The sequence below is a fragment of the Stenotrophomonas sp. TWI377 genome, from assembly GCF_039674525.1.
Classification (GTDB): Bacteria; Pseudomonadota; Gammaproteobacteria; order Xanthomonadales; family Xanthomonadaceae; genus Stenotrophomonas.
This window is the reverse complement of sequence record NZ_JBDJNT010000023.1, coordinates 1-26,148: the sequence shown is the minus strand read 5'-3', so window position 1 is coordinate 26,148 and position 26,148 is coordinate 1. Positions and strand designations below refer to the sequence as shown.

Genomic DNA, 26,148 nt, shown 5'->3' with positions numbered 1-26,148 from the left:
GCCATACTGCCTGCATCGGACGCAATGAGATGAAAGCGAAATGGCGGAGATCCTGGTGCTGTACTACAGCCGTGGCGGTTCAGTGGCACGGCTTGCCCGCCAGATTGCGCGCGGCATCGGCGAGGTGCCCGGCATGAGCGCGCGGCTGCGCACGGTGCCCCCGGTGGCGGCGGTGACGCAGACCGCGCTGCCGCCGGTGCCCGAGGATGGCGCACCGTATGTGAGCGTGGCCGACCTGGCCGAATGCACCGGGCTGCTGCTGGGCAGCCCGACCCGCTTCGGCAACATGGCCGCGCCGGTGAAGCACTTCCTGGACAGCCTGGGCGCGGAATGGGTCAACGGGACATTGGCCGGCAAGCCGGCGGGCGTGTTCACCTCGACGGCCTCGCTGCACGGCGGGCAGGAATCGACGCTGCTGTCGATGCAGGTGCCGTTGCTGCACCACGGCTGCCTGATCGTGGGTATTCCCTTCACGGAGCCGGCGCTGAGCCACACCACCACCGGCGGCACGCCGTATGGCGCCAGCCATGTGGCCGGGGCGGACGACAACCCGGTGCCGAGCGAGGACGAGAGCATCCTGGCGCGGGCGCTGGGGCGGCGGGTCGCCGATATCGCACGGCGGCTGGCGTGAGTACGCGCGCCCAGGAGATCGTGCTGGCCCTGCTGCTGGTGGCGCTGGCGGTGCTGTTCGCGGTCTGGTTCGCGCAGGACAAGCATTGGCTGGCCACCCAGCTGGTGTTCACGCTGCCGCCGCTGCTGCTGGCGCTGGGCGTGCTGGTGCGGCGTGGCAAGGCGACGTTCTGGGCGGGGGTGCTGGCGCTGTTCTGGTTCAGCCACGGGGTGATGAGCGCCTGGAGCCATCCAGAGGTGGCGCTGTGGGCCTGGCTCGAGCTGGGGCTGGCCCTGGCCGTGATCGGGGTGGCCAGCACGCCAGGGCTGCGGCGCCGCTTCGGGCGCAGGACGCCGGCCGACTGAGGTCGTTGCGGCGCGGCCCTGCATCGGGCCGGCGGCGGCCGTATCATCTACGGGTCGGCGCGGCGGTTCCGTGCCCTTCTGTCTGGTACCCAGGATGCTTGCAATGGAAGAACTACTGATCATCACCACCGGTGGCACGATCGACAAGATCTACTTCGACGACAAGTCGGACTATCAGATCGGTGATCCGCAGATCGGGATGATCCTGCGCGAGCTCGGCGTGACCTTCCGTTTCAATGTGATCCCGATCCTGCGCAAGGATTCGCTGCACATCACCGACGATGACCGTGAGTTGATCCGGGCGACGATCGCCGCGCAGCCGACGCGCCATGTGCTGGTCACCCACGGCACCGATTCGATGGTGCAGACGGGCCAGGTGTTGAAGTCGATCACCGACAAGACGATCGTGATGACCGGTGCGCTGAGCCCGGCGCGCTTCCGCGGCTCGGATGCGGAGTTCAACATCGGGTGTGCGATCGGTGCGGTGCAGTCGTTGCCGAGCGGTGTGTACATTGCGATGAACGGCCGGATCTGGAATCCGGAACAGGTGCGCAAGAACGTGGCCGCCAACCGGTTCGAAGCTGCGTAATCGGTGTTGATTGAACGAACGCCCCGGCATGCCGGGGCGTTCTGCGTTGGGGCGATGGGAAGGCGATCAGTACTGCGCGGTGAGGGTGACCCCGGAGAAGGTCGAGTAGGCCTTCACCCGCACGTGCCAGGTGCCGGCCGCCGGTGAGGTGATCGTGCAGGTCTCATTGTTGCCGCTGAGGTAGGGGCGGCAGGTGTAGACGGTGTCGGTCGGCGCGCTGCCGGAGCGGACGTAGAGATCGGCATCGCCACTGCCGCCGGCGAGGGTGACCTTCAGCTGGCTACGGCCGGACGGCACGGTCACGGTGTAGGCCAGCGAAGCACCGCTGGCGGCGCCAAGGCCCGTGACCGGAACGTTGTTCTGCAGCACGTTGCCGGTACCCGGGTTGGGGTTGGTCCCGCCCAGGGCCGCCGTCACCGCCGCATCGGCATCGACGATGCCCGCGCCGCAGCCGCCGGAGCAGGTGCCCGGCAACGGCCGTGCGGTGCTCTTGAGCAGGCTTTCGATGGCGGCCGGGCTCAGCGCGGTGGGGGCAACGGACTGGATCAGCGCGACCACGCCGGCCACGTGCGGGGCCGCCATCGAGGTGCCGTTGTAGGAGGCATACGATGCGCTGCCCGGAACCGTGGTGCCGCTGTTGAGGGTGGAGAGGATGCCCTGCCCCGGCGCCGAGATGTCGATGCCGGTGCCGTAGTTGGAGAAGCTGGCGCGGGCACCGGCCGAGGTGGTCGCCGCAACGGCGATGACGTTGGCGCAGTTGGCTGGCACGGAGGACGAGACGTTGGTATTGCTGTTGCCCGCGGCGACCACCACGGTGGTGCCGCGCGAGACGGCGCCATTGATCGCGGTCTGGTAGGTGGTGGAGCAGCTGCCACCGCCGCCAAGCGACATGTTGATCACTTCGGCGGGGTTGGCATTGGCCGGGACGCCGCTGACAGTGCCGCCGGACGCCCAGACGATCGCGTCGGCGATGTCGGAGGTGTAGCCACCGCACTTGCCGAGCACGCGTACCGGGACGACCTTGGCATTGAAGGCCGTGCCTGCCACGCCGGTGCTGTTGTTGGTCACCGCCGCGACGGTGCCGGCCACGTGGGTGCCGTGCCAGCTCGAGTTGGAGGCCGGAATGCCCGAACCGCATTCGTTGGCGGCGTACCAGTCGCCTTCGTCGTTGGGGTTGTTGTCGCGGCCACCGCCGTCGCGCGCCATCGCCGCGTCGCTGATGAAGTCATAGCCGGGCAGGATGTTCGCATTGAGATCGGGATGGTTGGTGATGCCGGTATCGATCACCGCGACCACCACGCCGGTGCCGGTGGCCTTGTCCCAGGCCGGGCGAACGTTGATCGACGCATTACTGGTGCCGAAGCCCCACTGCTCGGAGAAACGCGTGTCGTTGGGCACCAGGGTGGCCTGCATCAGCTGGTCGACCTCGACGTATTCCACGCTCGGGTCGGCGGCCAGGCGGCGCATCAGCAGCTCGGCCTCGGCGCGGTCCAGCGGCCGGTCGGCCTTGACCACGGTCGGCCCGATCGCCAGCTGACGCAGCTTCTGCAGTCCCAGCGCGCGGCCCTGTGCGGCCGGCACCGCCGCGGCGGCGGCCTTGAGCGAGCTGGCCAGCGCGGTCGGGGTGGCGACCCCGGTGCTGCCGTCCTTGTACTTCACGATGAAGCGCTGATGGGTCGGCGCCGAGGACAGGCCGCTCAACTGCACATCGCCGGCGAACGCCGGGGTAGCCAGCAGCAGGGTCGACAGAACGGACGCGCCCAGTACAACCAATGCACGCTGACGCAAACGGTGTTGCGAGACATGAGACATCGGATTTCCCTTTCAGACAGTGAATGCCGTCGTCGCGGCTGAGAATCCAGGTCCGATCCGGGGGCTGCTGCAATCGATGGCGCGGATCGGCCCGGTGAGTGGATCGGTTCCCCTGAATCAAACCGCCCATCACGACGCTAGTGGCTGACTGGCCGATCAACAATGTTTCAGCTGCACTTCAGTGACATGAAATGTCGGATCTGAGACTTTCCGGGTCGAGGGTTTGTGAAAGTGAAGGAACGGACGCCCGTTCGAGGGGTCCGATTACGCCACGGATTGTCTGAAATGGCTGTCATCGTCGACAAATTCGGGACACCACTTGCGCATCAATGGCTTACGCCAGTGCCACCGCAGGACAGTCATGCCGGCTGATGGCCGGCGGCCGGCAGTACCGATTGCGAACGCTGCGCCGCCGGTCGTGGGGAGCACCACCGGCGCGGTGCCGAACCGGCAACAAAAAACCCGCCTGTCGCCAGGCGGGTTTCAATGCTCCAGCTCAGACCCGGAGGACTCAGGCGTCCAGGCGGACCAGCCAGCCATGACGGTCCGGCAGGCGGCCGTACTGGATGTCGGTCAGCTCCTTGCGCAGCGACATCGTCACTTCGCCGGCCGGGGCGTTGATGTCGCCCACCGAGAAGCCTTCGCCCTTGAGCTGGCCGATCGGGGTGACCACCGCAGCGGTGCCGCAGGCGAACGCTTCCACGATCTCGCCGGAGCTCACGCCGTCCTTCCACTCATCAAGGGTGACCTTGCGCTCTTCGACCTTCATGCCGCGGTCGCGCGCCAGCTGCAGGATGCTTTCGCGGGTGATGCCTTCCAGGATGCTGCCCGACAGCGACGGGGTCACCAGGGTGCCGTCCTTGTAGACCAGGAACACGTTCATGCCACCCAGTTCTTCCAGGTACTTGCCCTCGACCGGATCCAGGAACAGCACCTGCGAGCAGCCCTGTGCCTGCGCCTTCTGCTGCGGCAGCAGCGAGGCGGCGTAGTTGCCACCGCACTTGGCCGCGCCGGTGCCGCCCTTGCCCGCGCGTGCATAGTCGGTGGACAGCCAGATCGACACCGGGGCCACGCCCTTGGCGAAGTACGGGCCGGCCGGACTGGCGATCACGTAGTAGCCGGCCTTGTGCGCGCCGCGCACGCCGAGGAAGGCTTCATCGCCGATCATGAAGGGACGGAAATACAGGCTGGATTCGTCGGCCGACGGCACCCACGACGCGTCCACCGCAATCATCTGCTTGAGCGATTCAACGAAGATGTCCACCGGCAGTTCCGGCAGCGCCAGGCGCTGGGCCGAACGCTGCAGGCGGCGGCCGTTGGCCTCCGGACGGAAGGTCCAGATCGAGCCGTCGGCGTGGCGGTAGGCCTTGATGCCTTCGAAGATTTCCTGGCCGTAATGCAGCACCGCGGCGGCCGGGTCCAGCTGCAGCGGGCCGTACGGGCGCACCACGGCATCGTGCCAGCCGGTGTCCTTGTCCCAACGCACTTCCACCATGTGATCGGTGAAGTGCAGACCAAAACCGGGGGCGGCCAGGATGCGCTCACGCTCCTCGCTGCTGCGCGGCTGGGCGGAACGGGTGGTGTTGAAGCTCACGGAAGACTGGGACACCGGATATTTCCTGTTCTGGTTACGGGGAACGCCGTGACGCCGGCTGGCGATGGGCGGTTACAGCATGCCGGTTTCGAGCCGGGCGGCCTCGGACATCATGTGGCGGCCCCACGGCGGGTCGAACACCAGCTCGACGTCGGCCTCGGCCACCGTCGGGATCATTTCCAGCTTGCTGCGCACGTCATCGACGAGGATCTCGCCCATGCCGCAGCCGGGAGCGGTCAGGGTCATCTTGATCTCGACCTCGCGCTGGCCGTCGTCCAGGTGCTTGAGGTCCACTTCATAGACCAGGCCCAGATCGACGATGTTGAACGGGATTTCCGGATCGAAACAGGTGCGCAGCTGCTGCCACACCAGTTTTTCGACCTCCTCGTCGGAGGCATCGGCGGGCAGCTCCAGCGCCGGGGGCGCCTCCTTGCCGATGGCATCGCCATCCTTGCCGGCGATGCGGAACAGATTGCCTTCGACAAAGACGGTATAGCTGCCACCCAGGGCCTGGGTGATATAGCCATAGCTGCCAGCGGGCAGCGTGACCGTTTCGCCCTGCGGGACCATGACGGCCTCGCAGTCGCGTTCGAAGTGGACAGGTTCACTGCTACGGGAATACATGTGGATCGATATGGGGGTCGCGGCCAATTCCCGCAAGGCGACCATTTTAGCCCAGTGGCCGCCCACGCGCCGGTCACCGCGCAAGCCGGTATCCTGTGGGGACTTACAGGAAGATTGCATGTCGCCCACGTCCGTGCCTGTCCGGAGCCGCCACTGGCTCTGGCCCCCGCTGTTTCTGCTTGGTGTCGTCACGGCCGTGCTGGCCTGGTTGTTCATCGCCCTGCTCACCGGCCGCCAGGCCGGCTGGATGGCGGTTCTGGCGGCGTTGGAGATCGCCTTCATGCTGCGTCTGGGGACCCTGCGCGCCGGTACCGCCCGGGTGGTGCTGACCCTGCTGGCCACCGTGCTGGTGGCGCTGGCAGCCAACTGGGGGATCGCCTCGGCCTACCTCGGCGGCGCAATGGGGCTCACCCCGTGGGAATCAGCGTTGCGCATGGGGCCCTATCTGGCCTGGACCCTGAGCGGCCTGGCCAATGGCGCCGTGGAATGGCTGTGGCTGGGCGTGGCGCTGGTCGTGGGCTGGTGGGTGGCGAGGTAACGCCCCCTGCACCCCGCCGCCGCATGCCATCGGTAGTGCCGGCCGCTGGCCGGCTCCTCATGACGTCAGAACGGCAACGCGCTGGCATTCAGGCATCGCGTTGAGCCGGCCAGCGGCCGGCACTACCGCAGGTCCAGTGTCGCCGCAGGTCCAGTGTCGCCGCAGGTCCGGTGTCGCCGCAGGTCCAGTGTCGCCGCAGGTCCGGAGTCGCCGCAGGTCCGGAGTCGCCGTAGATCCGGTGTCGCCGCAGGTCCGGGGTCGCCGTAGGTCCGGGGTCGCCGGTAGGTCACGACCGTTGGTCGTGACCCTTGCATCCGCGCCTCAATGCCCGCCGTCGAGCGCCTTCAGTTCGCTCACCAGCGCGCTCGCCGCACCGGCACCATCGCCGTACAGCATCCGGGCGTTGTCGGCATAGAACAGCGCATTTTCGATGCCGGCAAAGCCGGTGCCCTTGCCGCGCTTGATCACCACCACGTTGCGGGCGTTGACCACGTCCAGGATCGGCATCCCGTAGATCGGGCTGGCCGGGTCGGTGCGCGCCACCGGATTGACCACGTCGTTGGCGCCGATCACCAGCACCACGTCGGTGTTCGGGAATTCCGGGTTGATGTCGTCCATGTCGGCGATCAGGTCGTAGGGCACGCCCGCTTCGGCCAGCAGCACGTTCATGTGCCCCGGCATGCGCCCGGCCACCGGGTGGATCGCGAACTTCACCTTGATGCCGCGATCGATCAACCGCTGCGCCAACTCCCACACCTTGTGCTGCGCCTGGGCCACGGCCATGCCGTAGCCGGGCACGATCACCACGCGCTCGGCGAAGGCCAGCATCGCGGCCACGTCGCTGGCCTCGATCGGCTTCTGCGCGCCGCTGATTTCCTGCGCGACACCGCCGCCGCCGAAGTTGGAGAACAGCACACCGCTGATCGGCCGGTTCATCGCCTTGGCCATCAGGCGTGTGAGCAGGATGCCGGCCGCGCCGACCATCATGCCGGCGATGATCAAGGCCTCGTTGCCGAGCACGTAACCCTCGAAGGCCACCGCCAGACCGGTGAACGCGTTGTACAGCGAGATCACCACCGGCATGTCGGCACCGCCGATCGGCAGCGTCATCAGCACGCCCAGCGCCAGCGCGACCACGAAGAAGCTGATGATCGCCACCGGGCTCAGGGTGACCGCGGCCCAGACGCCCAGCACCACCATCGCCAGGGCAACCAGCAGGTTGAACGCCTGCTGCCCGGGGAAAGTAACGCGCCGGTCGAGTCGGCCGTCCAGCTTGGCCCAGGCGATGATCGAGCCGGACAGCGAGACCGCGCCGATCGCCGAACCGATCACCGCCAGCGCCAGCACGGTGGCCGACGGCTGGCGCGCGGCGAGGTCGGCCAGCGCCTGCTCGCTCCAATGGGTGGTATCGCGGTTGGCCAGGAACGAGAAGCGCAGCAGTTCGACCGCACCGATCGCCGCCGCCGAGCCACCGCCCATGCCGTTGTAGAGCGCCACCATCTGCGGCATGTCGGTGATCGCCACGCGCTTGGCCGACCACCAGGCCACGCCGGTGCCGATCGCCACCGCCGCCAGGATCAGCGGGATGTTGTGCAGCTCAGGCAGGAAGAATGTCGCCACCGTGGCGATCAACATGCCCAGCCCGGCCCAGCGGATACCGCTGCGCGCGGTCATCGGCGAGGCCATGCGCTGCAGGCCGAGCAGGAACAGGGTCGCGGCCACCAGATAGCTCACCTGGACCAGCCACTGCAGCAGTTGCGCGGTGGTCACGTTCAAGGCGCCTTCTCCCCGGCGTCGCGCTTGGCGCTGGGCTTGAACATGTCGAGCATGCGTTCGGTCACCACGTAGCCGCCGGCCGCGTTGCCCGCGCCGAGCACCACGGCAACGAAACCGATGATCTTTTCCAGTGGGGTCTGCGCGTGCCCCAGCACCACCATCGCGCCGATCAGCACGATGCCGTGGATGAAGTTGGAGCCGGACATCAAAGGGGTATGCAGGATCACCGGCACCCGCGAAATGATCACGTGGCCGGCAATGGCGGCCAGCATGAAGATATACAACGCCACGAACCCGTCGCTCATTGCAGTCACTCTCCCAGGCGGTCATCCCGTCCCCTGCATCATAACCATGCGCTGAACCAATCGGGCGGGCCGGTCAACCGCGGCCGCCCTGGGGCGTTCTCACGGTATCCCCCTGCCGGACCGCTACCCTGTGCTGGTGAGCTCTCCCCTACCGTCGACGGATGCCGACCTGCCCGCGCCTGCCGAGGTGGCGCTGCCGGTGTCGCTGGATGCCTTCCTGGCCGGCATCGGCCCGCGCGCGTTCCGCTTCGCCGAGGCCGGCCTGCGCCAGCGCGACGACGCGCTGGATGCGGTGCAGGACAGCATGTTGAAGATGCTCGGCTACCGCGACAAACCTGCCGCCGAGTGGGCCCCGCTGTTCTGGAGCATCCTGCGCCGCCGCGTCGTGGATCTGCAGCGCCGCCGTGGCTTCCGCCTGAAGTTCTGGCGCAGCAGCGACGAGGCCGGCGGCGACCATGACATCGACTGGGCCGACCAGGCGCCCGGCCCGGCCCAGGCCCATGAGCAGCGCGATCAGTACGCACAACTGGTGCAGGCGCTGCGGGAGTTGCCTGCGCGCCAGCGCGAGGCTTTCACCCTGCGCGTGCTGCAGGACCTGGACGGCGCCACCACGGCCAAGGCCATGGGCTGCAGCGAAGGCGCGGTCAAAACCCATCTTTCGCGCGCCCGCCAGGCGCTGCAGCAGTCTTTGGAGATCGCCCTGTGAACCGCCCCCTGCCCCCTTCGATGCATGACGATGCCGCCCTGCGGCAGCTGCACGCGCAGGCGCTGGATACGCTCTCGCCGGCCACGCTGGCGCGGTTGCGCAGCGCGCGTCATGGCGCCTCGCCCGCCAAGCGGCATGTGCCGTCCTGGTGGATGGCCACCGCCTGTTCGGCGGTGGTCGCGCTCGCGTTGGGCTACAGTTTCCTCCTCGGCGAATCGACCGCCCCGCCGGCACCGGTCGTGGCGAGTGCAGCCGATGACGGCAGCGACGTTCTCGACGAAAATCCCGATCTGTATGTGTGGCTGGGCAGTACTGACCTGGCAATGGAGTGATGATGAAACTGCGACTGTCCCTGGGGCTGGTATTGCTGACGCTGAGTGCGGCCGGCTGGGCCCAGACCGCCCCGCTGCCGGACTGGGACACACTCAGCCCGCAGCAGCGTGAGGCGTTGATCGCGCCCGTGCGTGACCGCTGGAACGACGCGCCGGCGCCGCAACGCGAGCGCATGCTCCAGCACGGCCAGCGCTGGCTGACCATGACCCCGGAACAACGCGCGCAGGCGCAGCGGGGCCGCCACCGTTTCGAGAACATGACGCCGGAGCAACGCGAACAGGCGCGCGCACTGTTTGGTCAGATGCGTAGCATGAGCCCTGAGCAACGGCAGGCGCTGCGCGACCGCTGGGCACGGATGACCCCGGATGAACGCAAGGCGTGGCTCAAGGCCAACCCCGCACCGCCGCCGCCGCCGCCGCCGAAGCGCTAAGCGCCTTAACGGGGACGGAGGGGATGATTAACTACCTCCGTCCCTGTTGTTTCAGGCGGCGACCCAGCGGGTTTTCGCGAGCAGTTCGTCGTCCCAGTCGAAGCTGACCGCGCCGTCTTTCAGGAACAGCGCAACGAAGTTGTAGACGTTGCGGGCGTACATCTCGCTGGCATGCACCGCGCCCTGGCTGGCCAGGTTGAGCGGGCCATCGATGACCACGCCGTCCAGATCCACTACTTCGCCCGGCTGGGTGGCTTCGCAGTTGCCGCCGGTTTCGGCGGCGAGATCGACGATCACGCTGCCCGGCTTCATCCCCCGCGCCATCGCGGTACTGACGATTTTCGGCGCGGGCCGCCCGGGCACCGCGGCGGTACAGATCACGACGTCCACCGTGCGCAGGTGCTCGCCAAGGCGGCGCTGCTGCTCGGCACGCTCTTCATCGGTCAACGGCCGCGCATAGCCGCCTTCGCCGACCGCGCTCACGCCCAGATCCAGGAATTTGCCGCCCAGCGATTCGATCTGCTCGCGGGTTTCCGGGCGCACATCGAAGCCTTCCACCTGCGCGCCGAGACGGCGGGCGGTAGCAATCGCCTGCAGGCCGGCCACACCCGCACCGACCACCAGCACCTTGGACGGACGGATCGTGCCGGCGGCGGTGGTGAGCATCGGGAAGAAGCGCGGCGCACGCTGGGCGGCGATCAACGTGGCTTTGTAACCGGCCATGCCGGCCTGCGAACTGAGCACGTCCATCGATTGCGCCCGCGTGGTGCGCGGCAAGCGCTCCAGCGGAAACGCCTGCAGGCCGCGCGACTGGATCAGGCCCGCCCGCTCGGCGTCGGCCTGCGGGTGCAGCATGCCGATCAGGCTGGCACCGGCTTTCAGCCGGGCAAGGCGGTCATTGGACGGGGGCTGCACGCACAGCACGAGGTCGGCCTGGGCCAGGCGGGTGTCATCGGCGGGCTGCGCGCCCACGTCCTGATACACCGCATCGGGGAAGCCCGCCGCCACCCCGGCACCGGGCTCGAATGCGACGCTCGCCCCCAGCGCGATCAATTTGCGCGCCGTTTCCGGCGTCATCGCCACGCGCCGTTCTCCCGGCGCATGTTCCTTTACCACCAACACCTCGACAGCCATGCCTGTCCCCGACGATCAGCGGATTGTGGGCTGATCGTAACCTGATCGTCAGGCCAGGGTGGCCCCCGGGGTCAATGCACGGTGGCGTTCTTGGTATCCAGGCGATCGATCACGCCCTGCATGGCACTGTCGAAGGCCCCATCGTCGATATGCGCGCGCAGGCGACCCAGGCGCACCATCACCGCCAGTTCTTCCGGCGAGGCGACGCAGAACCGCACGCCGCGCCGGTTGACGAACAGCAGGCGCTGGGAAATCGGACTGACCCAGGACAGCTTGCCCGCCTGCACCTTGCCGTCCTTGTCGACGAAATCCAGCCAGCTGCCGATCTCCAGGCCGCGGAAGCGGTCGGCATCGGCATTGTCGAAATCGCTGACATCCACCTTGCTGCCCAGCTCCACCGCCGCCGATTCCTGCGCCGGCGGCGAAGGCAACGCCACCTGCGGCAGCTCGGGCAGCGCGCGTTCGAGTTCGGGGCGCGATTCGGCGATGCCCTGCAGGGTGTCGTGCAGCGCATCGATGGCACTGGTCGCCGCGTCGGCATGCACACCCACGCTGGCGAATACCTTGCGCAGCGCGGGGTGCCAGGCCTGCAGCCACGGCTTGCCGACGATATGCCGGCGCGCCTCGGCCACTTCATCCAGGATCCCATCGGCCAGGCTCAGTGCCTCGCCGACCGAGGCGCCGTCTTCGCCTTCGCGCAGCACGGTCAGGGTCAGGTGGTGCTGCCACGGCTGGCGCAGGAATGCACCGATCGCCTGCGGCAAGGTGGTGTCGCCAATCCGCCGGTCCAGTTCGGTGCTGGCCCGCTGGCGCGCCATTTCGAGCTTTTCCTGGCCGCGCTGGGTCTCGGCGGCACGGCGCTCGGCGATCTCGATCCGGCGCCGGTGCTGGGTCAGGAACTCGCGGAATTCTTCTTCCAGGGTCAGGAAGATGGCCAGGTTCTCGTTGAACTCGGCCACCAGGCGCTCGATGATCTCCTCGACCTTGCCCATCAGCACGCGCTCGGCCTGGCTCTCGCCGGTGTTGCCTTCGCAGGCCTCGGCCAGCGAATTGAGCAGCTTGCGCGCCGGGTGGGTCTTCTGCACGAACATGCGGCGGTCGAGCATGGCGACCTTGACGAAGGGCACCACCAGCCGGCCGATCAGCTCGCGCGAGCGGCCCTCCAGGTCCCGCTCATCGAGCATCACGTCGAACAGCATGCCGACCAGATCGATCGCATCCTCGTCCTGCGGGTCCAGCCGCGCCTGCGCGGGATCGACCCCGAGCCGGGTCGCGCCGGACAGCACTTCGCTCTTCAGGCGCTGCGCCAGCGACTCACCGTCTTCACCGATCGCCGCGCGCAGGGTCGCGCTGGGCGTGGCCTGCAGCAGTGACAGCACCGACATCATTTCGCGCTGGCTCAGCGGCCGCTGCTGGCCGACCGCGACGCTGGCCGCCGAGGTGGCGTCCTCGCGCACATGGCGGGTCTGCTGCAGCAGTTCATGCAGGGCATCGAGCAGCATGCCCTGGTTGCCCCCAGGGCTGTCACCGCCCTCGCCATGTCCCTCGTGCGCGGCATGCCCGCCGCCCTGGAGGCGGCCACGGCTCTCGGCCCAGCGGTCGGCGAAGCGGCGGGCCCAGGCCGGTGCCTGGCCCTCTTCGCCCGCCGATCCCATGCTGCTCTCGGGCTCAAAACCCTCGAACGCATCGCGGTCCTCGCGCGGTGGCGATGGCGCGCGCGGGGCAGGCCGGCGCGCGGCCATCTGCGGCATCACGCCCGCTGCGACCAGTTGTTCATCCAGATACTCGTAACGCTTGCCGATCGGCTGCTGCAGATCGCGCTCGCACAACTTGATGAGCACCAGCCGCACTTCCGGGGCCAGTTCACAATCGGCGAAGGCCTCGTGGATCGCCACACCGAGGTGCTCGGGGCTGATCGGATTGGTATCGGCCTGCAGTTCCAGCCCCCCGGCGATCATGCCCAGGCGGCGGTCCAGACGCGACAGTACCGGCTTGAAGTCACGCAGCAGCACGGTGGCGAAATTGCGCACCGCCAGCCGGGACTCCAGCACGTGTTCGGGCACCAGGCTCAGGCCATCCTCGATCTGGCCGGCCAGGGTGGCTTCGGCCGACAGCGGCTCGCCCCGCTCCAGCGCCTCCCAGGCCTGGGCCAGGTGGGCGCGGAAGCCGGCCACGATGTCGTCCCGGCGGCGGCGCAGCTCGCGCATACCATCCAGGAACAGCAACTGCGACGCGCCGGCGGTACCGGCACGGTCGAACAGCACGTCGTCGAAGCGCGCCAGCACCGTCGAGAACGACTCGACCAGCCCCGGCAGCACGGCCTCACGGGCCATCGTCAACAACGCCGGGTCACGGCCCGGGTGCCCCCCTACATTGGGCGTGGCAATCATGCGAAAAGGCTCCCCACCCTCGCAGGCACTGAGTACAACATGGAAACAACGATCGCCGGCGCACCCCATGCGCCCACGTTCGGATGGTAGGCCGGCCGACCGGTCAGAGACAGTGAAACAGTCGACACTTTAAACCTCGTTACCGGTGGCCCGGCAGGCTTTGTATCGTAAGCGCAGCAGGCCCCGGAAGCGAGTACAGCCACGTGAAGGAAGTCCGCTGATTAGGTGATGTTCATCACGTTTTGTCGCAAATTGCACCGAGATCGCCCAAGGCCGTGTCACAAACGGTCGCGACTATAATCGGGGCACCGTGAAGCCAGATCGAGAGCCCATGTCCGTCCCCCCCGCGCTGCATGCCCTGGACGCCCGCCGTTCGGTCCCCGCCAAGCAACTCGGCGAGCCCGGCCCCGACCCGGCGACCCTGATGCGGATGCTGAGCTCGGCCGTACGCGTGCCCGACCACGGCAAGCTGGTGCCCTACCGCTTCCTGCGGATCACCGGCGATGCGCGTCACAGTCTGGGTGCGTTCCTCGCCGAGCGCGCCGTCCAGCGCGATCCCCAGGTGTCGCCGGCCCAGCTGGACAAGGACCGCCAGCGTTTCTCCCATGCCCCGCTGATCATCACCGTCATCGCCAGCCCGCGCCCGAACCCCAAGGTGCCCGAGGCCGAACAGCTGATGACCGCCGGCTGCGTCTGCTTCGCCCTGCTGCAGGCCGCGCAGGCGCTCGGCTTCGGCGCCCAGTGGCTGACCGCCTGGATGGCCTTCGACCCGTCCGTGCATGCCCACCTGGGCCTGGCCGAGGGCGAGCAGATCGCCGGCTTCATCCATATCGGCACGCCGAAGACCGCGGTTCCCGAACGCGAGCGCCCGGATCCGGCCGCGCTGCTGCAGGACTGGGAGGGCTGAGATGTCCGCCCTTGCCGCCGGCCCCGTCATGGGGCCCCCGCCGCTGCGTGCGCCGCTGTACCTGGTCGACGCCAGTCTGTACGTGTTCCGCGCGTGGCATTCGATGCCCGATGAGTTCCAGGATCAGCAGGGCTGGCCGACCAATGCCGTGCACGGCTTCGCGCGCTTCCTGCTCGACCTGCTCGAGCGCGAACGCCCCGCCAACATCGCCATCGCCTTCGATGAAGCCCTGGACAGCTGCTTCCGGCACCGGATCTACGCGGCCTACAAGGCCAACCGCGACCCCGCGCCGGACGCGCTGCGCCGCCAGTTCGCCCACTGCAAGGCGCTGTGCACCGCGCTCGGCCTGGCGGTGCTGGCCCACCACGAGTACGAGGCCGATGACCTGATCGGCAGCGCCCTGCACGCGCGCCGCGATGCCGGCATGCGCGGGGTGATCATCTCCGCCGACAAGGACCTCTCGCAGCTGCTGTTCGAGCATGACGAACAGTGGGATTACGCGCGCAATCAGCGCTGGGGCATGGCCGGTGTCAAAGCCCGCCACGGCGTGCATGCGCACCAGATCGCCGATTACCTGGCCCTGTGCGGTGATGCGGTCGACAACATCCCCGGCGTGACCGGCGTGGGCGCCAAATCCGCTGCGGTGCTGCTGGCCCATTTCGGCAGCCTGGACGTGCTGTACGAGCGTCTGGATGAAGTGCCCTTCCTGCGCCTGCGCGGCGCGGCGCAGATGGCCGTGCGGCTGCGCGAACAGCGCGAGCATGCGCTGCTGTGGCGCCAGCTGACCACCATCGCGCTGGATGCGCCGCTGGACGGTGCCGCCGTCGATTTCAGCCGGGGCGTGGCCGATGCACAGATGCTGCAGGGCCTGTGCGATGCACTGCGGTTCGGGCCGTTGACCCGGCGCCGCCTGTTCACCGCCGCCGGCCTGTCCGATTCCTCTTCCATTGCCAGCGAGTTCGCATGAGCCCCACTACGCAAGCCCCCAAGGTCGTTTTTGAAGGCAAGTACCAGCGCATGGTCGTGCGCGGCACGTGGGAGTACAGCGAGCGCACCCACGCCGGCGGTCTGGCCGCGATCATCATCGCCGTCACCCCGGACGACACGGTGCTGTTCGTCGAACAGTTCCGCGTCCCGCTGCAGGCCAGGACCATCGAGATGCCGGCCGGTCTGGTTGGCGACATCGATGCCGGCGAGTCGATCGAGGTCTCGGCCGTGCGCGAGCTGGAGGAAGAAACCGGCTGGACCGCCGACCACGCCGAGGTGCTGATGATCGGCCCGACCTCCTCTGGGGCCAGCAGCGAAAAGATCGCCTTCGTGCGTGCCACCGGCCTGCGCAAGGTCGGTGAGGGCGGTGGCGATGCCAGCGAAGACATCACCGTGCACGAGATTCCGCGCGCCCGCGCCGCCGCCTGGCTGGTCGAGAAAATGGGCCAGGGTTACGAGCTGGACGCCAAGCTGTGGGCTGGCCTGTGGATGATCGAACACCACCTGGACGGCACCCCGCGTGGCTGATGCGTTTGCCCCTCCGCACACGGGTGCGTCACTGCTCGGGCCGTCCGACCCGGCACCGTTCACCGTGCATCAGGCGCAGGGTCGCTCGTCGTACCTGCTGATCGCCGACCACGCCGGCCAGCGGGTGCCGGCGGCCCTGGCCGACCTTGGCTTGCCGCAGGCCGAGCTGGACCGTCACATCGGTTGGGACATCGGCATCGCCGGCGTCACCGTGGAACTGGCGCGCCTGCTCGATGCGTGGGCGATCACGCAGACGTACTCGCGGCTGGTGATCGACTGCAACCGGCCGCTGGCTTCGCCCACGCTGATGCCGGCGGTCAGCGATCTCACCGTGGTTCCCGGCAACCAGCGCCTGTCCGTGCTGCAGCGCCAGCAGCGCATCGACGCGATCCATGCGCCCTACCATGCACGCATCGATGCCGAGCTGGACACGCGCCAGGCGCAGGCCCGGCCGACGTTGCTGGTGATGATGCACAGCTTCACCCCGGTGATGAACGACGCTGTGCGGCCTTGGCATGCCGGCGTGCTTTACCACCGGGACACGCGTTTTGCGCTTGCGCTGCTGCAGGCGCTGCGCGAGGAAGGCGACCTGGTGGTGGGCGACAACCAGCCCTACGCGGTCAGCAGCACCAGCGACTATGCCGTGCCGGTGCATGGCGAAGGCCGCGGGCTGGTGCACGTGGAGCTGGAGATCCGCCAGGACCTGATTGCCGATGCCGCCGGGCAGTCGGCGTGGGCGCAGCGCTTGGCCCGCATCTTTACTGCACTGCAGCCGCAGCTGGACGCCTTGCCGCCTGTGTAGGGCGTACTGTCAACCGGTACTGGTAGTGCCGGCCGCTGGCCGGCAACCGCAGGTCACGCCAAGGTCGGCGTATCCATCCACGGAAACGCGCGGTATCCCCGTATTTCCAGCGCGATGCCGGCGGCCTGGAACGGCGCGGCAATGGCAGCGGCGCGCATGCGTTCCAGGTCACGCCCGAGGTCCATCGGCAAGGCGCGGCACCATGCCAGCGCCTGGCCCACCGGAACATCCAGCACCGCTGCAACGATGCGGGCAGCGTCCTTCACCATCGATGCCGGGCACTGCACCAGCGCCAGATCGAACGTGGCGAAGACCCCCGGTCCGACGCCGCGCACACGCGCGGCCTGCTGGTCTTCCACGGATGCCTGGTCCAGGGCTTCATCGATGCCCGCCACCTGCGCGAACGCGTCGTACTCGCTGTAGTACGCCAGCGCCTGCGCGTAGTCATCCAGTGTGGACAGTGGACGCTGGCGCTTCTGCACCTCCAGCACATCGGCGAAGGTGGCGGCCTCCAGATACGTGCTCAGCGCATGCTGGGCGGTGAATGCTTCCACGCGGGCGTCGTCATGCTCAGCGTCATGGTCGGACAACCAGAACACGGCATCACGTTCGTCGCCGTCGGTGGCATAGACCCAGCCATACCGGTCCCACACCTCCCGATCGTTGCTGCATCCCGCGATCGCCTCAAGCGTCTGGCCCAGACTGAGCAGATTGGTCATCGCCTTATCCTTCACTCGCGCACACCGGTGCCGGCGTCGCCGCATCGTGCTGCGGCCGCAGCCACAGCGCCACGCCCACACCCAGCAGCGCGAACAACGCCGCACCGTACTGCGCATGGATCATGCCCTGCAGCGCCGCCTCACTGCTGGCGCCGGTGCTGCCACGACCCGCATTGGCCAACATCACCAGCAACGCCAGGCCCAGCGCGCCGCCAATCTGCTGCGCCGTGGCAGCCATGCCCGAGGCCACGCCCTGCTGCGCGGCCGGCACGCCCTGCCCGGCCACGATCCACATCGCCGTCCAGGTGATGCCCTGGCCGAGGCTGAGCACCACGATGCCCGGCAGCAGCGCCCAATAGGTCGCGCCATACGGCAGCGCGACGGCGACCGCGGCGATGCCGATCGCGCCGGCCAGCATGCCCACCGTCAGCACCTGGCGCGGCGAACGCTGCGCGAGCATGCGCTCGGCGATACGGATGCCAAACGTGCACACCAGGGTCGGTGGCAGGAACGCCAGGCCCGCCTGCAGCGCGCTCCAGCCGTAGCCATCCTGGTAGTACAGCGCCAGGAAGTAGTACTGCACGCCGTAGCTGCTCATGAACAGCATCGTCAGCAGCATCGCCGCACGCAGACTGCGCAGGCGCAGCAGCGCGAACTGCATCAGCGGGTCGCGGCTGCGGCGTTCGATCTGCACGAAGGCGGCCAGCATGACTGCCGACACGACCAGGCAGATCAGCGTGCGTGGTGCCAGCCAGCCCCACTCCGGACCCTGCACCAGGGTGGTCACCAGCAGGCTGCCGCCGAGGGTCACGGTGAGGCAGCCGGCCAGATCGAACGAGCGGCCCGCCAGCGGCGCGGGATCGCGCGGCAGCCACCAACCGCCGAGCAGCGCGCAGCCGCCGGCGAACGGCACGATCACCAGCAGGACCGAGGCCCAGCCGAAGCTCTGGGTCAGCACGCCACCGAGCAGCGTGCCCAAGGCCAGGCCGCCGGCGCTGGCCATCGACCAGATCGCCAGCGCGCGGTTGCGCGGCGCACCTTCGGCGTAGATCGTGTTGATCAGCGCCAGCGTGGCCGGGAACAGCAACGCCGCGCCGATGCCCTGCACCGCGCGGGCCGCGATCAGCAACCACGCACTGTTGCTGAACCCGCCGACCAGCGAGGCCAGCGCGAACAGCGCCATGCCCAGCCGATAGACCCGGCGGCGACCCAGCAGGTCGGCCGCACGGCCGCCAAGCAGCAGGCACCCGCCGAACGCCACCGTGTAGCCGCTGACGATCCACTGCAGCTGCTGGGCATTGATGCGCAGCTGCGCGCCCATCTCGTGCAGGGCCACGAAGATGATCGTGGAGTCCAGCGCGATGATCAGCTGGGCGGTGGCCAGCAAGGTCAGGGCCAGGCGCGGAAATGCGGGCGCCGGCGCGCCAGCGGGGGACAGGGGGGAGGTCATGCCGACTCGGTACTGCGTAAGAAGGTGGGCAGTCTCATTGATGACGCTGCAGAAATAAACCCGGATACTTCGATATCTGTCATGCATATCCGCATGAATCGGAGAAATCCATGGACCTCAACGCCGTGCACATGCTGGTGCAGGTGGCCGACGCACGCAGCTTCACCGTCGCCGCCGGGCAGCTGGGCATCAGCCAGTCCGGGCTGTCGCGGGCGATCAGCCGGCTGGAGAGCGCGCTGGGGGTGCGACTGCTCCACCGCAACACCCGCAACGTCAGCCTGACCCCGGATGGCCGCCAGTTCGTCGAGCACTGCGCGCCGCTGCTGAGTGGGCTGGAGGATGCCGAGCGCCGGCTGGGCGATCGCCCCTCCACGCCCTCGGGCGTGTTGAAACTGACGGCGCCCTCGATGTTCGGGCGCAAGGTACTGGTGCCGCTGGCCGGGCAGTTGATGGCGGCGCACCCGCAGCTGCAGTTCGAGCTGGTGCTCAACGACCGGCTGGTCGACCTGGTCGAAGAAGGCTTCGATGCCGCACTGCGCACCGGGCCGATCAGCGACGTGCGCATGGTGGCGCGGCCCCTGCGGCCGTTGCACTGGGTCACGGTCGCCTCCCCCGCCTACATCGTGCAGCACGGGGAACCGGCCACGGTCGATGCGCTGCACGATCACGCCTGCCTGGCGGTGCGCAATCTGCGCAGCGGGCGGCTGGTGGATTGGCAGTTCCGCGAGGCCGAGGGCCAGCTGCGCGAGTTCACGCCGCCGGCGCGGATGGTGTTCGACAGCGGCGATCCGCTGGTGGAAGGCGCGCTGGCCGGGATCGGCATCGTGCAGGTAATGGATTTCGCGGTGGCCGATGCGTTGGCCGACGGGCGGCTGCAGCGGGTGCTGCAGCCCTTCGAGGGCCGCAGCCGGGTGCTGTCGCTGGTCTATCCACCCTCACGGCAGGCCTCGCCGAAGCTGCAGGTGCTGGCGGAGGCGTTGTTGGGCGGTGATTGGTAACCCGCCGCATCACGACCAACGGTCGTGATCCACCGCGCGACGTCAGGGGGTGAGCCGGTAGGTGCCGACCGTTGGTCGGCACGCCTCCATCAACCCGCGAACCGATCCGTCGCGCGCACCAGCGCGTCGACGTTCTCGGCTTCGAAGGCGGAGTGGCCCGAGGCCGGGCTGATCTCCAGCGTCGAGTTCGGCCACGCCTTGTGCAGCTCCCACGCGCTCTGCAGCGGGCAGACCACGTCGTAGCGGCCGTGCACGATCACGCCCGGGATATCGGCGATGCGGTGCGCGTCGCGCAGCAGCTGTTCTTCCACCTCGAAGAAGCCGCCGTTGACGAAGTAGTGGTTCTCGATGCGGGCAAAGGCCAGCGCGAACTGCGGGTCCTGGTGGCTGTTCACGAAGTCGTCGTCCACGTGCAGGAAGCTGGTCGCCCCTTCCCACACGCTCCACGCCTTGGCCGCGGCCAGGCGGGTGGCTTCATCGTCGCTGGTCAGGCGGCGGTGGAAGGCGGAGATCAGGTCGTGGCGCTCCACGGCCGGGATCGGCTTGAGGTAGTGTTCCCACGCATCCGGGAACAGACGGTTGGCGCCTTCCTGGTAGAACCACTCCAGCTCCCAGCGGCGCAGCATGAAGATGCCGCGCAGCACCAGCTCGGTCACGCGCTGCGGGTGGGTCTGCGCGTAGGCCAGCGCCAGCGTCGAGCCCCAGCTGCCGCCGAACACCTGCCAGCGCTCCACCTTGAGGTGCTCGCGCAGTTTCTCGATATCGGCGACCAGGTCCCAGGTAGTGTTGTCGACCAGGTCCGCGTGCGGCGTGGAGCGGCCGGCACCGCGCTGGTCGAACAGGATGATCCGGTACTTGGCCGGGTCGTGGAACTGGCGCATTTTGTCGCTGCAGCCGCCGCCCGGGCCACCGTGCAGCATCACCACCGGCTTGCCGTCGGGATTGCCGCACTGCTCGAAGTACAGCGTGTGGCGGTCATCGACCTTCAGGGTGCCGACGTCGTAAGGGGTGATGGCGGGATACAGCGTACGCATGACAGGAACTCCGTGTGGAATGACAGTCGCCGCATCACGCTGCGCGGCGGCCCGGTGGACAGGTCATTCTAGCCCCGGGGTCGCATCAGGGCCGGCACGCACTCAGGCGGGCAGACAGCCCAGGCTCACCCGGTCACGCTGTTCCAGATCGTGCTCGGTGGCGACCGACTGGAAACCGGCGTCCCGCAGCAGCGCGCAGATCGCCTCGCTCTGGTCCCAGCCGTGTTCGATCAGCAGCCAGCCGCCGGGAAGCAGGTGCGCTGTCGCACCGTCGATGATCTGGCGGATGTCGTCCAGCCCATCAAGGCCGGAGGCCAGCGCGGTGGCCGGTTCAAAGCGCAGGTCGCCCTGGGCCAGGTGCGGGTCGTCGCTGGCGATGTACGGTGGATTGGTCGCGATCAGATCGAAGCGCTCACCCGTCAGCGGGGCGTACCACGCGCCCTGCCGGAAGCTGACGTTGCCCAGTGCGTGGCGCTGCGCGTTGCGTGCCGCGACCGCCAGGGCCGCCTCACTGAGGTCGGTCGCGACCACCTGGGCCTGCGGGCGTTCGCTGGCCAGCGCCAGCGCGATCGCGCCACTGCCGGTGCCAAGGTCCGCGACCCGCAAGGCGGTAGCTTCGGGCAACCGTGTCAGCGCCAGCTCGACCAGCAGCTCGGTCTCCGGGCGCGGGATCAGGGTGGCGGGGCTGACCTCCAGATCCAGGGTCCAGAAGCCGCGGCGGCCCAGCAGGTACGCCACCGGCTCACCGGCCAGGCGTTTGGCCAGCAGCGCCTCGAACGCCGCCACCTGCGCCGGCTCGACCGGATCGGTGGCATGCGCGAACAGCCAGCTGCGCTCGCGTTCCAGCACCTGCAGCAACAGCAGCTCCGCTTCGTGCCGGCCTTCCGCGCCGGGCAGTCGGGTGGCGGCATCGGCGAGCAGCTGGCGGACGTGTGGCGGGGTGGCGGTCATGGCGGGACGGAGCAGCATCGGGGCGCGCAGTGTAGTGCACCGGCCCCTGCCCCCCGGGTGCGCGCGACGGCCGTCCGCGACCGGCAGCATGATTGAATCAAGGCATGGCAAATCACATATGCATGCAAATGCACTATCGATTTCTGGCTGCTATCGGGCCGTATCGACACCGCGTTGCCTGCGATCGTTCAGCTTTCCCTCGCGACGGATATGCAGAAGCTATTGCACTGATCACGCATCCCGGCGCGCTGGTCATTGCGCTGCAACGGTTTTGACGGATCTGGCCCTCACCCTTCATCGCAGGATCAGACCAATTTGATAGTCTATGACTATCGTATAGATGCAATCAATGGATTGTCCTTATGGGAATGGAGCCGCTAACCTGTGTTGGTCGCTTCACCCACCCCCTTCACCAAGAGGAACAACGATGTCGCTCATCAACACCCAGATCCAGCCGTTCGAAGCCAACGCCTACCAGAACGGCGAGTTCATCAAGGTCTCCGACAGCACCCTGAAGGGTCACTGGTCCGTGCTGATCTTCATGCCGGCCGCGTTCACCTTCAACTGCCCGACCGAGATTGAAGACGCCGCCGATCATTACGCCGAGTTCCAGAAGGCTGGCGCCGAGGTCTACATCGTCACCACCGACACGCACTTCTCGCACAAGGTGTGGCACGAAACCTCGCCGGCCGTCGGCAAGGCCCAGTTCCCGCTGGTCGGCGATCCGACCCACCAGCTGACCAACGCCTTCGGCGTGCACATTCCGGAAGAAGGCCTGGCCCTGCGCGGCACCTTCATCATCAACCCGGAAGGCGTGATCAAGACGCTGGAGATCCACTCCAACGAGATCGCCCGTGACGTCTCCGAGACCCTGCGCAAGCTGAAGGCTGCCCAGTTCACCGCCGCCAACCCGAACCAGGTGTGCCCGGCGAAGTGGAAGGAAGGCGAAAAGACCCTGACCCCGTCGCTGGACCTGGTCGGCAAGATCTAAGCCGCTCCTCACCCCCATCCCCGCCCGCCGGGGATGGGGGTGAACCCAAGCCGGTGCCCCACGCGCCGGTTTCGGTTCACCCCCATGTCGCGCAGATGCACCCGCGGGGTGCGTCGACGCTGCCCCCTTGCCTGATTCAAGGAGTTTTTCGATGTTGGATGCCAACCTCCAGTCCCAGCTGAAGACCTATCTGGAACGTGTCACCCGTCCGATCCAGATCACGGCGCACGTGGATGACGGCGCCAAGTCGCAGGAAATGCTCGAGCTGCTGAACACGCTGACCACGCTCTCCACGCAGGTCCGCCTGGACGTGCGTCGCGACAGCAGCGAGCGCACGCCCTCGTTCGCGCTGACCACGCCGGGCCAGGACATCCACCTGGCCTTCGCCGGCCTGCCGATGGGCCATGAGTTCACCTCGCTGGTGCTGGCCCTGCTGCAGGTCGGTGGTCACCCGTCCAAGGCCACCGCCGAGCTGATCGAGCAGGTGCGCAATCTCGAGGGCGAATACCGCTTCGAAACCTATTTCTCGCTGTCCTGCCAGAACTGCCCGGACGTGGTCCAGGCACTGAACCTGGCGGCGGTGCTGAACCCGCGCATCCAGCACGTCGCGATCGACGGCGGCCTGTTCCCGGCCGAGGTCGAAGCGCGCCAGATCATGTCGGTGCCGACCGTGTACCTCAACGGCGAGGTGTTCGACCAGGGTCGGATGTCGCTGGAGCAGATCGTGGCCAAGCTCGACACCGGCAGCAGCAAGCGCGATGCCGAGAAGCTCAGCGCCAAGGCGGCCTTCGATGTGCTGGTCGTGGGCGGTGGCCCGGCCGGCGCGGCCGCGGCGATCTATGCCGCACGCAAGGGCATCCGCACCGGTGTGGCGGCCGAACGCTTCGGTGGCCAGGTGCTGGACACCATGGCGATCGAGAACTTCATCTCCGTCAAGGAGACCGAAGGTCCGAAGCTGGCCGCCGCGCTGGAACAGCATGTGCGCGAGTACGAGGTGGACATCATGAACCTGCAGCGCGCCACCGCGCTGGTCCCCGCCGGCGATGACGGTCTGGTCGAGATCAAACTGGAGAACGGCGCGTCGCTGAAGTCGCGTTCGGTGATCCTGTCCACCGGTGCGCGCTGGCGCCAGATGAACGTGCCCGGCGAAGATCAGTACCGCAACAAGGGCGTGGCGTACTGCCCGCATTGCGATGGTCCGTTGTTCAAGGGCAAGCGCGTGGCGGTGATCGGCGGTGGCAACTCCGGCGTGGAAGCGGCGATCGATCTGGCGGGTCTTGTGACGCATGTGACCCTTCTGGAATTTGATGACAAACTGCGGGCCGATGAAGTACTGCAGAAGAAGCTGCGCAGCCTGGGCAACGTCACCATCATCACCAGCGCCCTGACCCAGGAAGTGCTGGGCGATGGCCAGAAAGTGACGGGCCTGGTCTACCAGGACCGCGTCGGTGGCGATTCGCACCGGGTGGAACTGGAAGGCATCTTCGTGCAGATCGGTCTTCTGCCGAATACCGAATGGTTGAAGGACACGGTGGCGCTGTCACCGCGTGGCGAGATCCTGATCGATGACCGCGGCCAGACCAGCGTGCCGGGTGTCTTCGCCGCAGGCGATTGCACAACCGTTCCGTACAAGCAGATCGTCATCGCGATGGGCGCCGGTTCCACTGCGGCACTGAGCGCCTTTGATCACCTGATCCGCACCTCCGTTCCCAAGAGCAGCGGCGCTGTCGCCGAAGCTGCCTGAAACGTTTCGGTTCCCGGTTCGCCGGGAACCTTGTCTGTCTGCTGGGTAGCCACGCCATCACCCGGTCCATTGCCGTGAGAGGTCCAAGGAAATGAACCTACGTGATTTGAAGTATCTGGTGGCGCTGGCCGACCACCGCCATTTTGGCAAGGCGGCCGCCGCCTGCTTCGTCAGCCAACCCACCCTGTCCACCCAGATCCGCAAGCTCGAGGACGAGCTGGGTCTGCCGCTGGTGGAACGCGCACCGCGCAAGGTCATGCTGACCCCGGCCGGGGTGGAAGCGGCCGCGCGTGCCCGCATCATCGTGGCCGAGGTGGAGCAGATGAAGGAAGCCGCGCGGCGCAGCCGCGATCCGGAAGCCGGCACGGTGCGGCTGGGCATTTTCCCCACGCTGGGCCCGTACCTGCTGCCGCATGTGATCCCCAACATCCGCGAACGCTTCCCGCAGCTGGAGCTGCTGTTGGTGGAGGAAAAGAGCGACGAGCTGCTGGCGCGCCTGCGCGAAGGCAAACTGGATGCGGCGTTGCTGGCGCTGCCGCTGGACGATGACCAGCTGCACGCGGAGTTCCTGTTCGAGGAGCCCTTCCTGCTGGCAGTCTCCGGGCAGCATCCGCTGGCGCGCCGCCAGCATCTGGATGTGCAGGAGCTGTCCTCGCAGAAGCTGCTGCTGCTCGAAGACGGGCATTGCCTGCGTGACCAGGCGTTGGCGGTCTGCCGGTTGTTCGGCGCCAACGAAAAGTCGGAGTTCCGCGCGACCAGCCTGGAAACGCTGCGGCAGATGGTGGCCGCCGATGTGGGCATCACCCTGCTGCCAACCCTCTCGGTCAAACCACCGGTGCCGCGTTCGGAGAACATCCGCCTGCTGGATTTCAGCGGCGATGACCGTCCCAGCCGCCGCATCGCGATGGCCTGGCGCCGCAGTTCGGCGATGACCGGCTTCCTGGAGCAGCTGGCCCAGCAGTTCAAACGACTGCCCCAGGGCCTGTTTGCGCTGGAGACCACCGATGTCCCGGACAACGGTGAGACACGCAGCGCCCGCGCAGGCTGAGCCGGACTGAACCGTCCGGCGGGGCCGATCCCCCGGACGGGTCGCATCCGTCTACGATTGTCAGCACAATAGGACGAGGCGGTGCCAGCAGGCGCCGCCTTTTGCATGGGTCTTCCACAAACGCAAGGAGCTACACCATGTCCACTTCCAGCGGACTGCCCCCTTCGATCATCGTTTCAAGTCACGACATGGACCGCCTGGACGCCATGCTCGAGTCTCCCGCCGTCAGCCAGACCCCCGCCGGGATCGCCCTGGCTGAAGAACTCAACCGGGCGACCGTTGTGGCGCCGGACCAGGTTCCCGAGGGCACCGTCATGATGCATTCGCGCGTGGAGTGCGAAGATGAGCTGCAGAACGAGAAGCACGTTCTGACGCTGGTCTATCCGCGTGAAGCCGATGTTGAACAGGGCAAGGTATCCATCCTGGCACCGGTGGGCACCGCCCTGCTTGGCCTGTCGATCGGCCAGACCATGGATTGGGTGGCACCGGGCGGGCGCAAGCTGCGCCTGCGGGTGACCGCCGTCCATCACCAGACCCACGCCTGATCCTGCCTGCTGCGATCCGCGCAGGTTCCACCGTTTCGTCCCAGGAGTTGCAATGAGCACCGTTTCGCTGTCCAAACTCTCCCAGCTGCGTGATCTGTCCGTGGTGGTTGCCGATACCGGCGACTATGAGGCGATCAAGCGCTTGAAGCCGGTCGACTGCACGACCAACCCCACCCTGGTGAAGAAAGCGCTGGACCTGCCGGTATACGCCGATCTCATCGAGAGCGCGCTGGCCTGG

General features: G+C 67.7%; 28 protein-coding genes. 17 read left to right on the top strand and 11 right to left on the bottom strand.

Annotation, left to right across the window (positions count from 1 at the left end):
• Positions 1 to 40 precede the first annotated feature (40 nt).
• From wrbA to ABE546_RS16460, 3 genes are all read left to right on the top strand, one after another.
• Positions 41 to 631: an NAD(P)H:quinone oxidoreductase gene (gene wrbA / locus ABE546_RS16470; RefSeq protein WP_313212208.1), complete on the top strand. Its 591-nt coding sequence runs from the start codon at positions 41 to 43 to the stop codon at positions 629 to 631.
• Positions 628 to 975, top strand: a complete 348-nt coding sequence (locus ABE546_RS16465) for a DUF2069 domain-containing protein (protein ID WP_313217304.1) — start codon at positions 628 to 630, stop codon at positions 973 to 975. The genes wrbA and ABE546_RS16465 overlap by 4 nt, the downstream gene beginning before the upstream one ends.
• Before the next feature lie 103 nt (positions 976 to 1,078).
• Positions 1,079 to 1,564 (top strand): asparaginase domain-containing protein, encoded by a 486-nt coding sequence (locus ABE546_RS16460; RefSeq protein WP_121044584.1) that lies wholly within the window; start codon positions 1,079 to 1,081, stop codon positions 1,562 to 1,564.
• Between the two features lie 66 nt (positions 1,565 to 1,630).
• On the opposite strand, the gene ABE546_RS16455 is transcribed toward ABE546_RS16460, so the two are convergent.
• The 3 genes from ABE546_RS16455 to sufT all read right to left on the bottom strand — a co-directional run bounded on the left by ABE546_RS16455 (position 1,631) and on the right by sufT (position 5,594).
• On the bottom strand, positions 1,631 to 3,376 hold the full coding sequence (locus ABE546_RS16455; protein ID WP_346464512.1) for a S8 family peptidase: 1,746 nt from the start codon (positions 3,374 to 3,376) through the stop codon (positions 1,631 to 1,633).
• A gap of 511 nt (positions 3,377 to 3,887) precedes the next feature.
• Positions 3,888 to 4,985, bottom strand: coding sequence for a branched-chain amino acid aminotransferase (locus ABE546_RS16450; protein ID WP_313212204.1), 1,098 nt, complete (start codon positions 4,983 to 4,985; stop codon positions 3,888 to 3,890).
• A gap of 57 nt (positions 4,986 to 5,042) precedes the next feature.
• Positions 5,043 to 5,594 (bottom strand): putative Fe-S cluster assembly protein SufT, encoded by a 552-nt coding sequence (sufT, locus tag ABE546_RS16445; RefSeq protein WP_313212203.1) that lies wholly within the window; start codon positions 5,592 to 5,594, stop codon positions 5,043 to 5,045.
• 118 nt (positions 5,595 to 5,712) lie between these two features.
• On the opposite strand from sufT, the gene ABE546_RS16440 reads away from it, so the two are divergent.
• Positions 5,713 to 6,132, top strand: a complete 420-nt coding sequence (locus ABE546_RS16440; protein ID WP_121044590.1) for a hypothetical protein — start codon at positions 5,713 to 5,715, stop codon at positions 6,130 to 6,132.
• A gap of 321 nt (positions 6,133 to 6,453) precedes the next feature.
• Here the strand turns inward: ABE546_RS16440 and ABE546_RS16435 are convergent, their stop codons facing one another.
• Both ABE546_RS16435 and ABE546_RS16430 read right to left on the bottom strand, forming a co-directional pair.
• Complete coding sequence (locus ABE546_RS16435; RefSeq protein WP_314404313.1) at positions 6,454 to 7,908, bottom strand: NAD(P)(+) transhydrogenase (Re/Si-specific) subunit beta; 1,455 nt, start codon at positions 7,906 to 7,908, stop codon at positions 6,454 to 6,456.
• On the bottom strand, positions 7,905 to 8,213 hold the full coding sequence (locus ABE546_RS16430; RefSeq protein ID WP_136003750.1) for an NAD(P) transhydrogenase subunit alpha: 309 nt from the start codon (positions 8,211 to 8,213) through the stop codon (positions 7,905 to 7,907). Before ABE546_RS16430 ends, ABE546_RS16435 begins: the two co-directional genes overlap by 4 nt.
• Positions 8,214 to 8,343: 130 nt before the next feature.
• Between ABE546_RS16430 and ABE546_RS16425 the strand changes: the two genes are divergently transcribed.
• Genes ABE546_RS16425 through ABE546_RS16415 form a run of 3 tightly spaced genes read left to right on the top strand, consistent with a single transcriptional unit; the run spans position 8,344 to position 9,682 of the window.
• Positions 8,344 to 8,919, top strand: a complete 576-nt coding sequence (locus ABE546_RS16425; protein ID WP_313212200.1) for an RNA polymerase sigma factor — start codon at positions 8,344 to 8,346, stop codon at positions 8,917 to 8,919.
• Between the two features lie 20 nt (positions 8,920 to 8,939).
• Positions 8,940 to 9,251 carry a hypothetical protein gene (locus ABE546_RS16420; RefSeq protein WP_313219141.1) on the top strand — a complete coding sequence of 104 codons (312 nt, stop codon included), beginning with the start codon at positions 8,940 to 8,942 and terminating at the stop codon, positions 9,249 to 9,251.
• The gene (locus ABE546_RS16415; RefSeq protein WP_346464511.1) at positions 9,251 to 9,682 is read left to right on the top strand and encodes a DUF3106 domain-containing protein; all 432 of its coding nucleotides are present in this window, start codon (positions 9,251 to 9,253) and stop codon (positions 9,680 to 9,682) included. The genes ABE546_RS16420 and ABE546_RS16415 overlap by 1 nt, the downstream gene beginning before the upstream one ends.
• A 51-nt stretch (positions 9,683 to 9,733) precedes the next feature.
• Here ABE546_RS16415 and ABE546_RS16410 read toward each other — a convergent pair whose 3' ends face one another.
• Together ABE546_RS16410 and ABE546_RS16405 are read right to left on the bottom strand one after the other, a co-directional pair.
• Positions 9,734 to 10,816 carry an NAD(P) transhydrogenase subunit alpha gene (locus ABE546_RS16410; protein ID WP_313212197.1) on the bottom strand — a complete coding sequence of 361 codons (1,083 nt, stop codon included), beginning with the start codon at positions 10,814 to 10,816 and terminating at the stop codon, positions 9,734 to 9,736.
• A gap of 71 nt (positions 10,817 to 10,887) precedes the next feature.
• Positions 10,888 to 13,206, bottom strand: a complete 2,319-nt coding sequence (locus ABE546_RS16405; protein WP_346464510.1) for a DUF1631 domain-containing protein — start codon at positions 13,204 to 13,206, stop codon at positions 10,888 to 10,890.
• A gap of 331 nt (positions 13,207 to 13,537) precedes the next feature.
• On the opposite strand from ABE546_RS16405, the gene ABE546_RS16400 reads away from it, so the two are divergent.
• Genes ABE546_RS16400 through ABE546_RS16385 form a run of 4 tightly spaced genes read left to right on the top strand, consistent with a single transcriptional unit; the run spans position 13,538 to position 16,430 of the window.
• Positions 13,538 to 14,113, top strand: a complete 576-nt coding sequence (locus tag ABE546_RS16400) for a nitroreductase (protein WP_313212195.1) — start codon at positions 13,538 to 13,540, stop codon at positions 14,111 to 14,113.
• Between the two features lies 1 nt (position 14,114).
• The gene (locus ABE546_RS16395) at positions 14,115 to 15,080 is read left to right on the top strand and encodes a 5'-3' exonuclease H3TH domain-containing protein (RefSeq protein WP_346464509.1); all 966 of its coding nucleotides are present in this window, start codon (positions 14,115 to 14,117) and stop codon (positions 15,078 to 15,080) included.
• Positions 15,077 to 15,628, top strand: coding sequence for an NUDIX hydrolase (locus ABE546_RS16390; protein ID WP_313212192.1), 552 nt, complete (start codon positions 15,077 to 15,079; stop codon positions 15,626 to 15,628). Before ABE546_RS16395 ends, ABE546_RS16390 begins: the two co-directional genes overlap by 4 nt.
• On the top strand, positions 15,621 to 16,430 hold the full coding sequence (locus ABE546_RS16385; RefSeq protein WP_346464508.1) for an N-formylglutamate amidohydrolase: 810 nt from the start codon (positions 15,621 to 15,623) through the stop codon (positions 16,428 to 16,430). The genes ABE546_RS16390 and ABE546_RS16385 overlap by 8 nt, the downstream gene beginning before the upstream one ends.
• A 53-nt stretch (positions 16,431 to 16,483) precedes the next feature.
• Here the strand turns inward: ABE546_RS16385 and ABE546_RS16380 are convergent, their stop codons facing one another.
• Both ABE546_RS16380 and ABE546_RS16375 read right to left on the bottom strand, forming a co-directional pair.
• Complete coding sequence (locus ABE546_RS16380) at positions 16,484 to 17,149, bottom strand: hypothetical protein (RefSeq protein WP_346464507.1); 666 nt, start codon at positions 17,147 to 17,149, stop codon at positions 16,484 to 16,486.
• 4 nt (positions 17,150 to 17,153) lie between these two features.
• A complete protein-coding gene (locus tag ABE546_RS16375) occupies positions 17,154 to 18,599 on the bottom strand; it encodes an MFS transporter (RefSeq protein ID WP_346464506.1) in 1,446 nt (481 codons plus the stop codon).
• Between the two features lie 110 nt (positions 18,600 to 18,709).
• Between ABE546_RS16375 and ABE546_RS16370 the strand changes: the two genes are divergently transcribed.
• The gene (locus ABE546_RS16370; protein WP_346464505.1) at positions 18,710 to 19,597 is read left to right on the top strand and encodes a LysR family transcriptional regulator; all 888 of its coding nucleotides are present in this window, start codon (positions 18,710 to 18,712) and stop codon (positions 19,595 to 19,597) included.
• 89 nt (positions 19,598 to 19,686) lie between these two features.
• On the opposite strand, the gene pip is transcribed toward ABE546_RS16370, so the two are convergent.
• Positions 19,687 to 20,631, bottom strand: a complete 945-nt coding sequence (gene pip, locus ABE546_RS16365; RefSeq protein ID WP_313212186.1) for a prolyl aminopeptidase — start codon at positions 20,629 to 20,631, stop codon at positions 19,687 to 19,689.
• 102 nt (positions 20,632 to 20,733) lie between these two features.
• Positions 20,734 to 21,582, bottom strand: coding sequence for a peptide chain release factor N(5)-glutamine methyltransferase (gene prmC, locus ABE546_RS16360; protein WP_346464517.1), 849 nt, complete (start codon positions 21,580 to 21,582; stop codon positions 20,734 to 20,736).
• 427 nt (positions 21,583 to 22,009) lie between these two features.
• On the opposite strand from prmC, the gene ahpC reads away from it, so the two are divergent.
• The 5 genes from ahpC to ABE546_RS16335 form a co-directional block, all read left to right on the top strand.
• The gene (gene ahpC, locus ABE546_RS16355) at positions 22,010 to 22,573 is read left to right on the top strand and encodes an alkyl hydroperoxide reductase subunit C (protein WP_121044636.1); all 564 of its coding nucleotides are present in this window, start codon (positions 22,010 to 22,012) and stop codon (positions 22,571 to 22,573) included.
• A 151-nt stretch (positions 22,574 to 22,724) separates the two neighbouring features.
• Positions 22,725 to 24,317 (top strand): alkyl hydroperoxide reductase subunit F, encoded by a 1,593-nt coding sequence (ahpF, locus tag ABE546_RS16350; protein ID WP_346464504.1) that lies wholly within the window; start codon positions 22,725 to 22,727, stop codon positions 24,315 to 24,317.
• Positions 24,318 to 24,408: 91 nt separating this feature from the next.
• Complete coding sequence (gene oxyR / locus ABE546_RS16345) at positions 24,409 to 25,365, top strand: DNA-binding transcriptional regulator OxyR (protein ID WP_346464503.1); 957 nt, start codon at positions 24,409 to 24,411, stop codon at positions 25,363 to 25,365.
• Positions 25,366 to 25,502: 137 nt separating this feature from the next.
• A complete protein-coding gene (gene rnk / locus ABE546_RS16340; RefSeq protein WP_313212183.1) occupies positions 25,503 to 25,910 on the top strand; it encodes a nucleoside diphosphate kinase regulator in 408 nt (135 codons plus the stop codon).
• A 52-nt stretch (positions 25,911 to 25,962) separates the two neighbouring features.
• Positions 25,963 to 26,148: transaldolase family protein (locus tag ABE546_RS16335; RefSeq protein ID WP_346464502.1), on the top strand; the 186-nt coding region annotated here is incomplete at its 3' end.

What these genes read in the sequence shown, in the direction of transcription:
- wrbA (WP_313212208.1), top strand. Translation starts at nt 41, where the DNA reads ATGGCGGAGATCCTGGTGCTGTACTACAGCCGTGGCGGTTCAGTGGCA.
- ABE546_RS16460 (WP_121044584.1), top strand. Translation starts at nt 1,079, where the DNA reads ATGGAAGAACTACTGATCATCACCACCGGTGGCACGATCGACAAGATC.
- ABE546_RS16455 (WP_346464512.1), bottom strand. Translation starts at nt 3,376, where the DNA reads ATGTCTCATGTCTCGCAACACCGTTTGCGTCAGCGTGCATTGGTTGTA.
- sufT (WP_313212203.1), bottom strand. Translation starts at nt 5,594, where the DNA reads ATGTATTCCCGTAGCAGTGAACCTGTCCACTTCGAACGCGACTGCGAG.
- ABE546_RS16440 (WP_121044590.1), top strand. Translation starts at nt 5,713, where the DNA reads ATGTCGCCCACGTCCGTGCCTGTCCGGAGCCGCCACTGGCTCTGGCCC.
- ABE546_RS16430 (WP_136003750.1), bottom strand. Translation starts at nt 8,213, where the DNA reads ATGAGCGACGGGTTCGTGGCGTTGTATATCTTCATGCTGGCCGCCATT.
- ABE546_RS16420 (WP_313219141.1), top strand. Translation starts at nt 8,940, where the DNA reads ATGCATGACGATGCCGCCCTGCGGCAGCTGCACGCGCAGGCGCTGGAT.
- ABE546_RS16415 (WP_346464511.1), top strand. Translation starts at nt 9,251, where the DNA reads ATGATGAAACTGCGACTGTCCCTGGGGCTGGTATTGCTGACGCTGAGT.
- ABE546_RS16410 (WP_313212197.1), bottom strand. Translation starts at nt 10,816, where the DNA reads ATGGCTGTCGAGGTGTTGGTGGTAAAGGAACATGCGCCGGGAGAACGG.
- ABE546_RS16405 (WP_346464510.1), bottom strand. Translation starts at nt 13,206, where the DNA reads ATGATTGCCACGCCCAATGTAGGGGGGCACCCGGGCCGTGACCCGGCG.
- ABE546_RS16400 (WP_313212195.1), top strand. Translation starts at nt 13,538, where the DNA reads ATGTCCGTCCCCCCCGCGCTGCATGCCCTGGACGCCCGCCGTTCGGTC.
- ABE546_RS16395 (WP_346464509.1), top strand. Translation starts at nt 14,115, where the DNA reads ATGTCCGCCCTTGCCGCCGGCCCCGTCATGGGGCCCCCGCCGCTGCGT.
- ABE546_RS16390 (WP_313212192.1), top strand. Translation starts at nt 15,077, where the DNA reads ATGAGCCCCACTACGCAAGCCCCCAAGGTCGTTTTTGAAGGCAAGTAC.
- ABE546_RS16380 (WP_346464507.1), bottom strand. Translation starts at nt 17,149, where the DNA reads ATGACCAATCTGCTCAGTCTGGGCCAGACGCTTGAGGCGATCGCGGGA.
- ABE546_RS16375 (WP_346464506.1), bottom strand. Translation starts at nt 18,599, where the DNA reads ATGACCTCCCCCCTGTCCCCCGCTGGCGCGCCGGCGCCCGCATTTCCG.
- ABE546_RS16370 (WP_346464505.1), top strand. Translation starts at nt 18,710, where the DNA reads ATGGACCTCAACGCCGTGCACATGCTGGTGCAGGTGGCCGACGCACGC.
- pip (WP_313212186.1), bottom strand. Translation starts at nt 20,631, where the DNA reads ATGCGTACGCTGTATCCCGCCATCACCCCTTACGACGTCGGCACCCTG.
- prmC (WP_346464517.1), bottom strand. Translation starts at nt 21,582, where the DNA reads ATGACCGCCACCCCGCCACACGTCCGCCAGCTGCTCGCCGATGCCGCC.
- ahpC (WP_121044636.1), top strand. Translation starts at nt 22,010, where the DNA reads ATGTCGCTCATCAACACCCAGATCCAGCCGTTCGAAGCCAACGCCTAC.
- ahpF (WP_346464504.1), top strand. Translation starts at nt 22,725, where the DNA reads ATGTTGGATGCCAACCTCCAGTCCCAGCTGAAGACCTATCTGGAACGT.
- oxyR (WP_346464503.1), top strand. Translation starts at nt 24,409, where the DNA reads ATGAACCTACGTGATTTGAAGTATCTGGTGGCGCTGGCCGACCACCGC.
- rnk (WP_313212183.1), top strand. Translation starts at nt 25,503, where the DNA reads ATGTCCACTTCCAGCGGACTGCCCCCTTCGATCATCGTTTCAAGTCAC.